Genomic DNA, 12,712 nt, shown 5'->3' with positions numbered 1-12,712 from the left:
CATTTTCCTCGTTAAGCCACATCTCAGAACCTGTTACGTCCTGGGCAAGAAACTCGACGAGCTTTGCAGATAGTCAAAGAACCATCTGATGATGAAGCTGAACTGCGGGATGAGCTGCGATTTGCTCCAGTCTTCGCTTTTCGACAAGCCGGTAAAGGTATCAAGGAAGAACAGAATGGCGGCGACAATCAGCGCGCCTCGCAGTGCGCCGAAACAGATCCCCAACACCCGGTCAGTTCCCGACAGGCCGGTCTTTTCTACTAGCTGACCTATCACAAAATTCACGATAGCGCCGACGATAAGCGTCGCGATAAACAGCACCGCGATAGCAATCCCATTACGAACCAGTTCGTCTTCAAAGCCCGTAAACCAGACAGACAGGTAAGTGTAGTAGTGACTGGCGACAAAGAAAGCACAACCCCACGTCACCAGCGATAACGCTTCACGAACAAAGCCGCGGATCAGGCTAACCAGACAGGAAAAAGCAATCACCGCGATAATGGCGTAATCAATCCAGACCATAGATGTCCCACGATTTTACGCCCTGTCGTCCTGTTCGGGGCGCATTCTAACAGAAAAAGAAAACTTTTGCGTAGGGATTTCCTTCCCACGCGTAAATAAAAATGGCGCTGAAAAAATATTCAACGCCATCACACTTTTTATCTCTTCGGGCACGACCAGAAGAGCTGCCATCGGCCTGATAAGCGCAGGATACCAGGTTCATTCCTTCTGCCGGATGGCGGCGTAAACGCCTTATCCAGCCTACAGAACTTCGGCTATTACCAGATGAACACCGTAGGCCTTAACGCTGCGCAGTCGGGCAAAACGCGCCTTAGTTCGGGCTATATCCCATCACCACGCCGCTTAACCCGGAAATCTGCTTGAGCTCGCCAAGCGATCCTTTCATCTTATCTTTCGACGCATCCGGCCCGACGAGAATACGGGTTATTTTACCCTGTACCGGCGTTGAGGGGGAAGTATAAACCCGGAACCCGGCGGAACGAAGCTTGCCGACTATCTCGTTGACTTTATCCGCGTTTTTCAGCGCGCCCAACTGTACGACATAAGCTTTGCCGGTCGGCGCAGGTTTATCGTCGGCGGCCGGTTTCGGCGCGGGCGTCGGCGTGGAAGCGACGACAACCGGCTGTTGCGGTTTAGGCTGCGGCTTCGGTTTAGGCGTCTCCACCGGTATCGGATCAAGCTCGACATTGTTAGACGCCATGCGCGACGGGTCCAGAGACGGCGCTGCCGCATCTCCCGCCCGCACCTCTTCAGCCGCCCCTTCCGGCGGCTGTGTCGGCAGCGCCTGCGTTGCGGCAGGCATCATATCCGGCTCATCGCGGTCGCCAGGCTTCGGTACCAGTGGAATCGCAGCAAATTCATCCTGATAATGCTTTTTCTGTCCGTCCAGCAGACCGGGAAGCACAATAACCCCCAGCGCGACTAACACAATCGTGCCGACTAAACGATTCTGAAACTTACTCGCCACCGATTCTCCCCGCGTCTATCACTTCCATAACATGTGCGACGGTGTGGAATGATCCGCACACCAGCACGGTATCTTCTGGCTGCGCCGCGTCGATAGCGGCCTGCCATGCCTGCGCGACGCTATCATAGACATTCCCTTTCCCCAGATGTTCCAGAAGTTGTTCCGCCGTCGCGCCGCGCGGCCCCTCTAACGGAGCACAATACCAGTCGTCAACCACGCTTTTCAACCAGGCTAACGTGCCGGCGATATCTTTATCATGCAGCATACCAATCACCGCAAGCACGCGCCCGCGTTTCGGCAACATTTTCAGACGACCCGTCAGGTATTCCGCCGCGTGAGGATTATGGGCAACATCAAAGATAACGCGCGGCGACTCACTCACGATTTGAAAACGTCCCGGCAAGGTAGCCTGCGCAATACCGTCGCGAATCGCCTGCTCGTCAATGTTCAACCTGCTGGCGCGCAGCGCGGCCAGGGCGGTGGCGGCATTCGGCTGGGGAACCTGCGGCAACGGCAGTCCGGCAAGTGTGCCGTCACCATCGGTAAACGCCCAGTGGGTCGCTGTCACCTCATAACGCCAGTCAACGCCGCGACGCCGCAACAGCGCGCCGGTCTCCTGCGCGACATCCGCGATGGTTGCCGGCATTTCCGGTTCGCCGACGATAGCGGGTTTTTCCGCACGAAAAATCCCGGCCTTCTCGCGGCCGATACTTTCGCGATCCGGCCCCAGCCAGTCAGTATGGTCAAGCGCGATGCTGGTAATTACCGCTACATCGGCATCCACAATGTTTGTGGCGTCCAGGCGCCCGCCCAACCCGACCTCCAGAATCACCACGTCAAGGTTAGCCTGTTTAAACAGCCACAATGCCGACAACGTGCCATATTCAAAATAGGTCAATGAAATATCGCCGCGCGCCGTTTCTATTTCCGCAAAGGACGCGGTATGCGCGGATTCCGCTAATTCTTTCCCCTGCACGCGCACGCGCTCGGTGTAACGTACCAGGTGAGGCGAACTATAGACGCCCACACGGTATCCCGCCGCGATTAACACCGACTCCAGCGTGCGACAGGTCGTACCTTTGCCGTTGGTTCCCGCAACGGTAAAAACGAACGGCGCAGGCTTGAGGATGTCCAGACGCGCTGCCACCTGGCTTACGCGCTCAAGGCCTAAATCGATACTCTTGCTGTGCAGGTTTTCCAGATAAGAAAGCCACGAGGCCAGGGGCGACGCAGCTTGAGGTATAGATTTGTTTTTCATTGATTCCGCTGCTTCTTTACGGTGAAAAGCAAAAGGGCAGAGCCTGCGGCCCTGCCCTTTTCAGTTATCAGGCCTCAGACTCCTGATCCGGCGCCGGAGGCACCACCACGCCTTCACGCGGGGCGTCCGGGTTCGGCGCGGGCAGATTCATCAGCTTCGCCAGAATGCTCGCCAGCTTCAGGCGCATTTCCGGGCGGCGGACGATCATATCAATAGCGCCTTTTTCGATCAGGAACTCACTGCGCTGGAATCCTGGCGGCAGTTTTTCGCGAACGGTCTGTTCGATAACGCGCGGGCCGGCGAAGCCAATCAGGGCTTTTGGCTCGGCGATGTTGAGATCGCCCAGCATCGCAAAACTGGCGGAAACGCCGCCCATTGTTGGATCGGTCAATACCGAGATGTAGGGCAGACCACGTTCCTGCATTTTAGCCAGCGCCGCCGAGGTTTTCGCCATCTGCATCAGCGACATCAGCGCTTCTTGCATACGCGCGCCGCCGGAAGCAGAGAAACACACTAACGGACAGTTGTCTTCCAGCGCCTGTTCAACGGCACGAACGAAGCGTGCGCCAACGACAGACCCCATTGAGCCGCCCATGAACGCGAATTCAAACGCGGCGGCGACAACCGGCATACCGTGAAGCGTCCCTTTCATGACCACCAGCGCGTCTTTCTCGCCGGTTTCTTTCTGCGCGGACGCCAGTCTGTCTTTATATTTTTTGGAGTCGCGGAACTTGAGCACGTCTTTTGGCTCCAGCTCGCTACCCAACTCCACAAGGGAACCTTCATCTAACAGGCTATGCAGGCGATTGCGCGCCGACATGCGCATATGATGGTCACACTTAGGACAGACCTCAAGATTACGTTCCAGCTCAGCGCGGTATAAAACCTGACCGCAGCTATCACACTTGGTCCACACCCCTTCAGGAATGCTTGCCTTGCGGGTGGGAGTAATGTTGCTTTTAATTCGTTCAATCCAGCTCATTGGTGACCTTTCTGCCTGAACCTTAGTCAGCTTTATTATAAGGGGCGCATAATGCCATTTTTGCCCCCAACAGACCATGAATGTTGCACATTAAAACATAACAGCCCGAAACTTTGGATAAAAAAGTGGTCGAACCGCTGAGTTACTTTCTATTTTGCGGCACGCGACGCAGCGCGCTTATGCCGAATAATCTCGATGACGCCAGGTAATATCGAAACCACGATAATCCCCACAATCAGCAGCTTAAGGTTATCCTGAATCAACGGTATCGTACCGAAGAAATAACCGGCGTAGGTAAAGAGCAGCACCCACAGCAGCGCGCCGATGACGTTATAAGCGGCAAAATGCCGATAGGACATGTGCCCCATCCCTGCCACAAACGGCGCAAAGGTTCTGACGATCGGCACGAAGCGAGCGAGAATGATAGTTTTACCGCCGTGTTTTTCATAAAACTGGTGGGTTTTATCCAGGTAACTGCGGCGGAAAATTTTCGAATTCGGATTACTGAACAGTTTTTCGCCGAACAGTCGACCAATCGTGTAATTTACCGCATCGCCGACAATTGCGGCGATCAGCATTAACGCCACCATGACATGCACATTGAGATCGTTGGTTTCCAGCGAAGCCAGCGCCCCGGCGACAAACAGCAGCGAGTCGCCCGGCAGGAACGGCGTGACGACCAGGCCGGTTTCACAAAACAGAATCAAAAACAAAATAGCGTACACCCAGACGCCGTACTCCGCGACCAGCTCCGCCAGATGCACATCGATGTGCAGAATAAAATCAATAATAAAGTAGATCAGGTCCATATTTGTCTTTGCCTTTCTACCCGACACGTTTCGGGTGTACGATTCGGATTAGTCCGCCAGAAATAGCGGGCCCATTGGCGGTTTTGGAAGGTCAAACCGGTCAGGGTAATCCACCGCAACCAAATATAGCCCTTCCGCCTTCGCCGTTGCCGCCGCCAGCGTTCTGTCCCTGGCCGCTAACAGCTCTGCGATCCAGCTCTCCGGCTGGTTGTGAGCGCCTACTTCCAGCAGGCTGCCGACAATATTCCTGACCATATGATGAACAAAGGCATTCGCTTTGATATCGACCACCACATAAGGGCCGTGGCGAGTAACGTTGATGTGCATCACATTACGCCACGGCGTGCGCGACTGGCACTGCACTGCGCGAAACGAGGTAAAATCATTTTCACCAAGCAGACACTGCGCCGCGCGATGCATCCGCTCTGCATCCAGCGGCTCATAGTAATGCGTCACGCCTTTTGCTAACACCGCAGGACGCAGTCGATGATTGTAGATGATATAGCGATAACGGCGAGCCGTAGCGCTAAATCGCGCGTGAAAATCATCCGGTACAGTTTTCACCCAGCGCACGGCAATGTCACCAGGCAAATTCGCATTTACCCCCAGCGTCCATGCCGCATCTTTGCGCAATGCGGTCGTTTCGAAATGGACAACCTGCCCGGTGCCGTGAACGCCGGCATCGGTACGCCCGGCGCAGAACACGTTAATAGGTTCATTTGCCACCTGCGAGAGCGCTTTTTCCAGCTTTTCCTGCACGCTGCGCACTTCATTCTGACGCTGCCAGCCATAATACTTGCTGCCGTCGTACTCAATACCCAGCGCAATTTTATAGACCGGCGATGATTGCTGTCCGGACATCAGTACAGATACTCCTGCACCAGCTTCTCCGCAATTTTAACGGCCATCAGCGCGCCGCCGAAACGCACGTTGTCCGCCACTGACCAGAACTGAATTTGTTCCGGCATACCGTAATCATTATGCACACAGCCAATAGAAAGCTGTGGATTGCCGGAAGCGTCGCCCACCTGCGTCGGGTAATCCGACTCTTCTGACAGTACGATATCTTCACCGCGGGAAAACGCCTCGCGCGCCTCTTCCGCCGCCAGCGGACGGAGCGCTTCAAAGCTCACCATCTGCGCATGGCCATAGAACACCGGCGACTGCACGACACTGGCGGAGATCATCACGCCATCGTCCTGCAAAATTTTACGCACTTCATCGACGATACGACGTTCCTGGCGCACGCTGCCTTCACGATCCGGCAGCAGCGGCAGCATATTGAACGCCAACTGGCGGCCAAAGAAATCATCTTCATCAATCGGTATGCCGTTAAGCAGCTTCGCACTCTGTCCGGCCAGCGCATCGACCGCTTTTTTCCCCTGCGCGGACGCTGATAACATACTGGTGACGGCGATGCGCGACAGTCCCCCCTGATCGATTAACGGCTTGAGCGCCGCCAGCAGTTGACTGGTCAGACTATCGGCGACCGCAATCACGTTACGGTTACGGTAATCCGCCAGTACATACGGGTTAACTTCCGGCACGACCAGCGGCACATCAGGCTCCAGCGCGAACAGACCGCTGGAATCTATCACCAGGCAGCCTGCATTGGTCGCGTCGTCTATCCAGGCAGCCGATGCCTCTGCGCCGGCAACGAAAAACGCCAACTGCGCCTGCGTCCAGTCAAAGTCCGCCGCATCCTGGACAATGACCGACTTGCCACCAAAACGGAGGTGCTCGCCCGCGCTTTCATGACGCGCCAACGCATAAATTTCACCGACCGGGAACTGGCGTTCAGCCAGTGTTTCAAGCAGGGCTTCGCCTACGGCGCCCGTTGCGCCCAGAATGGCAATGTTCCAGCCTTCAGACATGGTGATTTACTCCAGAAATACATAAGCGTCCCTGTCGCATTATTCGACAGGGAGCATTAAGAAGACATTAATGTGCCGGGTGATGAACAGCGTTAAAACCTAGCTTACACAGCAAGGCGGCTGCCGTTTCGTCGTCACACATCACGTATAAAGACGACCATTCACGGCGCTCAAGATAATTTTTACGCAATTTATCAAATTCACCCGGAATTCCAGCGACTTTACGCAGCGGCGCATCGTCGCGGCGCACATCATACACCAAATGCGCCAGTCTTTTCAGCGTCGGTTCATCCAGCGGGCCGTGAAGCGTAATACGACCAAACTCAGGCGCAGGCAGTAATGTCTCCAGCGCGACATGCTGCTCGCGGCCAATAAACGCGCTATACGCCTCAAAGACCTGGGTGGTGCCGCGCGCTTTGCCTTCCAGCGTATAGCCGGCAATATGCGACGTGCCGATATCCACGGCTTCCAGTAGCGCGACGTTAAGATCCGGTTCGCCCTCCCACACATCAAGCACCACGCTCAGCGGCTGCCCGGCATTAAGTCGCGCCAGCAACGCGGCGTTATCCACCACCGGACCGCGGCAGGCGTTAATGAGAATGGCGCCGGGTTTCAGTCGACGGATCAGCGTCTCATCGGCCAGATGCAGCGTTTTGTACGGTCCGTCTTTATAAAGCGGCGTATGGAAAGTCAGGACATCCGCTTCCTGCACCAGCTCATCCAGCGTACGAAAATCACCCTCGTCCCCGCGTGCGGCGCGTGGCGGATCGCACAGCAACGTGCGGATACCTAACGCTTCAAGCCTGGTCTGTAGCCGGCTTCCGACGTTACCCACGCCGACAATCCCTATAGTGCGATCGCGTAACGAAAAGCCGTCACGTTCGGCCAGCATCAACAGCGCGGAAAACACATACTCCACCACGGCGATAGCATTACAGCCGGGCGCGGCTGAAAAACCGATGCCCGCCTGCTTCAGCCATGCCTCATCCACATGATCGGTGCCTGCCGTAGCAGTACCAACGAAGTTAATCGGCGTGCCGCTCAGCAGCGATTCATTCACTTTCGTGACCGAACGCACCATTAACGCATCGGCATGGTTCAATTCTTCAACGGGGATCGGGCGACCCGGCACTGCCTTTACCTCACCCAGGCGGCTAAATAATTCGCGGGCGTAAGGCATATTTTCATCAACGAGAATTTTCACGACTGTCGTACCTGTTTGAGAACGAGAGTTAACCGGACAAGTGTGCCATAATCTGGCCGCCAGGCATATATTGCTCAGATTTATGGTTAAAGGATAATTAATTATGCATCCCATCTCCGGCGCCCCTGCACAGCCTCCAGGCGAAGGGCGTAATCCTCTTTCCGCTGCGAGCGAGCAGCCGCTTTCCATGCAACAGCGTACGGTACTGGAAAGGCTGATCACGCGCCTGATTTCACTGACCCAGCAGCAAAGCGCGGAAGTATGGGCCGGAATGAAACACGATCTGGGGATAAAAAATGACGCGCCGCTACTGTCGCGCCACTTCCCCGCCGCTGAACAGAATCTTACCCAGCGTCTGGGCGTAGCGCAGCAAAATCACGCCAATCGTCAGGTGCTTTCACAGCTAACAGAGCTGCTTGGCGTCGGGAATAATCGTCAGGCCGTCAGCGATTTTATCCGTCAGCAATACGGTCAAACCGCGCTTAGCCAGCTTACGCCCGATCAACTCAAAAACGTGCTGACGCTCCTGCAACAGGGGCAGCTTTCCATTCCGCAGCCGCAGCAACGTCCGGCAACGGATCGGCCATTATTGCCTGCTGAACATAATACGTTGAATCAGTTGGTGACGAAGCTGGCGGCCGCGACCGGCGAGTCAAACAAACTTATCTGGCAATCAATGCTGGAACTCTCCGGCGTGAAAAGCGGCGAGCTCATTCCGGCAAAGCAGTTTACCCATCTGGCGACATGGCTACAGGCGCGGCAGACGCTGTCACTACAACACGCGCCTACGCTACATACGCTGCAGGCTGCGTTAAAACAACCGCTGGAGCCAGACGAGCTCACGGCGATCAAAGAGTATGCCCAACACACTTATCAAATTCAGCCGCAAACGGTGCTGACCACCGCCCAGGTGCAGGATTTACTTAACCATATTTTCCTGCGTCGCGTAGAGCGGGAGGCGAATGAGCTCGAACCGCTCTCTATTCAACCCATCTACCGCCCGTTCGCGCCGATGATTGAAACCGTGAAAAATCTGTCTGCACGGCCAGGCCTGTTGTTTATCGCGCTAATAATTGTACTGGCGCTTTTCTGGCTGGTTTCTTAACCGCGCCGGAACGATAATATCGTCACCAGGATGCCAACCACCGCGGAGATCGCTCCCGCGAGGAATACGGAAGGATAGCCGCATGACGTGGCCAGCATGCCCGCCAGCGGGCCGGTAACGCCGTAGGAGATATCCTGAAACGCGGCGTAGCCGCCGAGCGCCGTACCGCGTACCTGTGCAGGTACGCGTTTCACAACCTCCACGCCCAGCGCCGGGAAAATCAGTGAACACCCTGCCCCGGTGAGCGCCGCGCCTACCAGCGCTATCCAGGCCGTCGGCGCCAGCCACAAGAGCAGCAGTCCTGCCGTCTCAACCAGCAATGAGACAACGGCGACCTTCACGCCGCCAAAGCGGTCCGGCATCCAACCGAACAACATGCGCATCAGTACAAACGCACCGCCAAACGCGGTCAGGGTGAATCCCGCCATCGTCCAGCCATTGCTGACAAAATAAAGTGAAATAAACGTACCGATGACGGCAAAGCCCACGCCCTGCAATGCCAGGCCCAGGCCCGGTTTCCAGATAAGCCCGACCACGCTCCACAGTGAAGGTCGCTCCCCCGTATACGCAGGCACTTTACGCACGGTGCCGTTGAATGCCCAGGCCAGCAGCGGTAAAACCATCGTCGTTCCCGCCAGCGCCGCGAAGCCAAAGTGGCTATGGATCAGCAAGCCCAACGGCGCACCGGCCGCCAGCGCGCCGTAAATCGCCATTCCGTTCCACGACATCACCTTACCGGAACGCGTTGGGCCAACCAGCCCCAGTCCCCAGGTCAGGGTTCCGGTCAGCAGCTGGCTTTCGCCGAAACCGAGAATTAAGCGCCCGACAATAAGCAGCGCGAATTTTACCGGCGCGGAAACCGGCAACAGCGCGGCCAGGAGCCAGGCGGCGCCCGCCAGCCCGCAGGCAAACATCCCCTGTAACGCCGATCGTTTAGCGCCATATTGATCCGCCAGCCGTCCGGCATAGCCGCGCGTCAGTACCGTCGCAAAAAACTGAATGCCCACGGCGATCCCAACCATCGTATTGCTATAGCCCAGTTCGTGATGGACAAAAAGCGGGATGACGGGTAACGGCAGGCCGACCGTCATATAGGTCAGGAAAACCGCAAAGGCGATGCGGAACAGCGAAAAATTCGCAGACGGGGTCGTTGTTTTTTGGCTAACTGCTGTCATGCATTACTCCAGAATGCAGAGTAAGGCGGGGAAAGGCCACGCCCCCCTCTACCTGAACGTCAGGATTAAGGTGCGTTGGATAACGTTAAACGCTTACGCATTATCGGAAGGATAATGTAGAGAGTGAAGTCTGCCTGTGAGACGCGAAACTTGTCAACCTTGAAATTGCAGCCAGGGTATCAACGTGGCGGCGTGTCATCAAACAGAAAGGGAAAGACCGCTTTCATCCCTCTCACCTTAAACCGTCCGGTCACCTGCTTGCGCTGTTCTGGCGTCAGTAACCTGAACATCATCTCCCAAATATCTTCAGGCTCCGCTTCCTGTAAGGAAATGGGTTCTGGCGTCGGTTCCTCTCCGCTGTCGTCCAGATAACGATGAACATAAAGAGGGAAAACAGATATATGAAACTCCTCGGCCTTTGATTTAACACGCTTACGCCTGACCCCCTCTTTCCCTTCGCTGTACTTATACAAACGTTCGCGAACCGCAGGCTCGCTTCCCGGAAACCCCGGCAAGCCAAGACATTCCTTAACCGTGAACCATTCCTTTGCCATCGGTTTCTTTCCTTTCCTTTGATGAAATAAAAATATTTCTTCTTTTGCGCGAAATTTTGCTTTCTTTCTGGCACTATTCTTAGAGTGAAAAAGAAAGTAACTTTCTTTTTCTCACGCTAATTTTCACTTTAAAAATATCGGTGCCGATAACACATCTTCTTAGGATTACAGAATGGAACCAAAAAGCCAAGACTGGCATCGTGCAGATATTAAAAGTGCACTGGAAAAAAGAGGTATTACGCTCAGAGATCTTTCTCGTCAGGCCGGTTTATCACCTGACTCACTGCGCAATGTCTTTACCCGCTCCTGGCCGAGAGCCGAACAGATTATTGCGGACGCGCTTGGCATCACGCCGCAGGAGATCTGGCCGTCGCGCTATGGCGATATGCAAATAAAAAATGATGCCAATACCGCAGAATAATAATTAATGTTGAATAAATTGGCCCTAACTTATCAATCTCAACAATTAATAAATATTTAAACATATTCTATTGAAAATAGTAATAGCACTATTTGTCATGCTTCCCGAATCAAATACTGTTAAAGCATTACGTCGTTGCTATTACGTATTTTATTAACAGGAATCATTATGAGTTGGGATAAAAGAATGGCGGTTAATTATGCCAAAACGCATGCAGGTTCTCATTCTCAAGGCCGGTGTGCGGAATTTACCCGAAAGGCAATTCAGGCGGGCGGTATCACGCTGGGGCATACATATCATGCAAAAGATTATGGCCCAATGTTAAGAAGCGCCGGATTCACCGCTATTGGTACCTATGAAATGCCGCGCGAGGGTGACGTCATCATTATTCAACCTTACGCTGGCGGAAACCCGAGTGGTCACATGGCGATATATGATGGCACAGAGTGGTATTCAGATTTTAAACAACGCGATATGTGGGCCGGCCCGGGCTACCGGGCAGCTAAGCCCTCATATACCATCTACAGGAAGAATTAATGAAAACGTTCTCCCTTGTCGCGCTTATCCTGTTGCTTTGTAGTTGCTCTGCGCCTCATCACGACAGTACTCAGGCCGTGAAGCAGTTCTATACCTCATGGATGACGACGTTCACGAACGATGTGAATACCCCTGACGACACCACCGCCTTAATGCAACGTTACGTTGCTAAAGAGGTTATTCATCGCCTGGCGCTAATACAGTCCCTTTATGAACAGGAGATTGTAGGGGCTGATTATTTTATGTATGCGCAGGACTATGCGCCAGAGTGGATTCCACAGTTACGGGTTGGGAAGGCACACCCTTTCCTCGGCGGAGAAAAAGTGGATGTTCTGTTGGCTACAGGGTCAACGCCCATCCACCTGGAAGTTTATACCCGTTGGGAAGAGGGACGCTGGAAAATTTACCGCGTTCGGGATGCTGATAAGGGTTATGAACAGCCGATTTATGACGCAGGCGCCATCACCCAGGCTGAGGCCTGGTCAGCGAAAGTCGCGCAGGAATATAAGAAGCATTAAAAAAGGGAACCGCCATCGGTCTCTTGTTCGTACCGGAGAGGTTAAAGCGCCTATTGCATCAGGCGCTTATTCCGTCGCTGAAAACAGTAAGCCGAAAATAACCCAGGCATTATTTAAAATATGAAGTATTATCGGTATCATTAACCCACGGCTTCTCATTCGAACAACGCATAATATCGATGAAAAAACAAACAGATAAACAAAAGTCACCGCAAAGAGATATTGTGTATGCATAAATGCAAAAGCGAGTGAGGTAATAATAATACCGGAAACTCTTGAGTACCGACCCCAACCGATACTGCTGTTTAATAAAAACCCTCTGAATATAATTTCCTCCGCCACAGGAGCCAGAAAGCACATCGCCAGCGTGTTAAGAAATTTATGAAGAAAAAATTGCCTTGATAACTCGGCCATCCAGGGTTCCGGGCCACTAAAAGCATTGTAGAGAACGGTAAGGCACACCAGGGCCAGCGCCGGAAAAAAACATTCCACAAATGATAAGCGGCCCAATGATAAAAACGGATAATACTTTGAATAAATACTCCAGGCGGCAATCGCATAGACAAAAACAATACTATATATAAAAGGCGCAGCCAGACCTGCCAAATAAAGCCAGGCATAGGAAGGCGAAAATGAGGCAAAAACAAAAATGCCAAGCAAACCAAATAAAACAGCCACACAACTCAAACTATGCCTAATTTTATCTAATGTATTAGTTGGCATTTATAGAATATCCATATGATTTGTTGTTCCCTGAATGAAAAAACAGGTCGCATTAGCGACCTG

The 12,712-nt window shown here is 53.7% G+C and carries 15 protein-coding genes; 4 read left to right on the top strand and 11 right to left on the bottom strand.

The window, feature by feature from the left end; genetic code table 11:
* Nucleotides 1-33: 33 nt before the first annotated feature.
* The 8 genes from cvpA to pdxB all read right to left on the bottom strand — a co-directional run bounded on the left by cvpA (nt 34) and on the right by pdxB (nt 7,616).
* Nucleotides 34-522: a colicin V production protein gene (gene cvpA, locus OLG56_RS07060; protein ID WP_000262102.1), complete on the bottom strand. Its 489-nt coding sequence runs from the start codon at nt 520-522 to the stop codon at nt 34-36.
* Between the two features lie 310 nt (nt 523-832).
* Nucleotides 833-1,489 carry a cell division protein DedD gene (dedD, locus tag OLG56_RS07055; protein WP_061377303.1) on the bottom strand — a complete coding sequence of 219 codons (657 nt, stop codon included), beginning with the start codon at nt 1,487-1,489 and terminating at the stop codon, nt 833-835.
* Entirely contained in the window at nt 1,479-2,747 is a 1,269-nt protein-coding gene (folC, locus tag OLG56_RS07050) for a bifunctional tetrahydrofolate synthase/dihydrofolate synthase (RefSeq protein WP_000792289.1), read from the bottom strand. Before folC ends, dedD begins: the two co-directional genes overlap by 11 nt.
* A 67-nt stretch (nt 2,748-2,814) precedes the next feature.
* Entirely contained in the window at nt 2,815-3,729 is a 915-nt protein-coding gene (gene accD, locus OLG56_RS07045) for an acetyl-CoA carboxylase, carboxyltransferase subunit beta (RefSeq protein ID WP_000118383.1), read from the bottom strand.
* Between the two features lie 149 nt (nt 3,730-3,878).
* Nucleotides 3,879-4,538, bottom strand: a complete 660-nt coding sequence (locus tag OLG56_RS07040) for a DedA family protein (protein WP_000364317.1) — start codon at nt 4,536-4,538, stop codon at nt 3,879-3,881.
* Between the two features lie 48 nt (nt 4,539-4,586).
* Complete coding sequence (gene truA / locus OLG56_RS07035; RefSeq protein ID WP_000016631.1) at nt 4,587-5,399, bottom strand: tRNA pseudouridine(38-40) synthase TruA; 813 nt, start codon at nt 5,397-5,399, stop codon at nt 4,587-4,589.
* Entirely contained in the window at nt 5,399-6,412 is a 1,014-nt protein-coding gene (locus OLG56_RS07030; RefSeq protein WP_023136744.1) for an aspartate-semialdehyde dehydrogenase, read from the bottom strand. The genes truA and OLG56_RS07030 overlap by 1 nt, the downstream gene beginning before the upstream one ends.
* A gap of 67 nt (nt 6,413-6,479) precedes the next feature.
* Nucleotides 6,480-7,616 (bottom strand): 4-phosphoerythronate dehydrogenase PdxB, encoded by a 1,137-nt coding sequence (pdxB, locus tag OLG56_RS07025; RefSeq protein ID WP_001630102.1) that lies wholly within the window; start codon nt 7,614-7,616, stop codon nt 6,480-6,482.
* Nucleotides 7,617-7,719: 103 nt separating this feature from the next.
* On the opposite strand from pdxB, the gene flk reads away from it, so the two are divergent.
* Nucleotides 7,720-8,721 (top strand): flagella biosynthesis regulator Flk, encoded by a 1,002-nt coding sequence (gene flk, locus OLG56_RS07020; RefSeq protein WP_000553396.1) that lies wholly within the window; start codon nt 7,720-7,722, stop codon nt 8,719-8,721.
* On the opposite strand, the gene OLG56_RS07015 is transcribed toward flk, so the two are convergent.
* Complete coding sequence (locus tag OLG56_RS07015) at nt 8,718-9,896, bottom strand: MFS transporter (protein WP_000127731.1); 1,179 nt, start codon at nt 9,894-9,896, stop codon at nt 8,718-8,720. The two genes, flk and OLG56_RS07015, sit on opposite strands and share 4 nt — an antisense overlap.
* A 179-nt stretch (nt 9,897-10,075) precedes the next feature.
* On the bottom strand, nt 10,076-10,450 hold the full coding sequence (locus tag OLG56_RS07010) for a MerR family transcriptional regulator (RefSeq protein ID WP_001051266.1): 375 nt from the start codon (nt 10,448-10,450) through the stop codon (nt 10,076-10,078).
* Between the two features lie 172 nt (nt 10,451-10,622).
* Here OLG56_RS07010 and OLG56_RS07005 point away from each other — a divergent pair, with 172 nt between their 5' ends.
* The 3 genes from OLG56_RS07005 (at nt 10,623) to OLG56_RS06995 (ending at nt 11,926) form a co-directional block, all read left to right on the top strand.
* Nucleotides 10,623-10,871: a helix-turn-helix domain-containing protein gene (locus tag OLG56_RS07005; protein ID WP_039519157.1), complete on the top strand. Its 249-nt coding sequence runs from the start codon at nt 10,623-10,625 to the stop codon at nt 10,869-10,871.
* A gap of 168 nt (nt 10,872-11,039) precedes the next feature.
* The gene (locus tag OLG56_RS07000) at nt 11,040-11,408 is read left to right on the top strand and encodes an NlpC/P60 family protein (protein WP_061377302.1); all 369 of its coding nucleotides are present in this window, start codon (nt 11,040-11,042) and stop codon (nt 11,406-11,408) included.
* Entirely contained in the window at nt 11,408-11,926 is a 519-nt protein-coding gene (locus OLG56_RS06995) for a YqhG/Tai3 family protein (RefSeq protein WP_061377301.1), read from the top strand. Before OLG56_RS07000 ends, OLG56_RS06995 begins: the two co-directional genes overlap by 1 nt.
* Before the next feature lie 66 nt (nt 11,927-11,992).
* On the opposite strand, the gene OLG56_RS06990 is transcribed toward OLG56_RS06995, so the two are convergent.
* A complete protein-coding gene (locus OLG56_RS06990) occupies nt 11,993-12,649 on the bottom strand; it encodes a CPBP family intramembrane glutamic endopeptidase (protein WP_001142909.1) in 657 nt (218 codons plus the stop codon).
* Nucleotides 12,650-12,712: the final 63 nt, after the last annotated feature.

Source organism: Salmonella sp. 2018103, from assembly GCF_026247685.1.
Taxonomy (GTDB): domain Bacteria; phylum Pseudomonadota; class Gammaproteobacteria; order Enterobacterales; family Enterobacteriaceae; genus Salmonella; species Salmonella enterica.
Note: the sequence above shows the minus strand (reverse complement) of the source record. Positions and strands in the feature narration are given on the sequence as shown.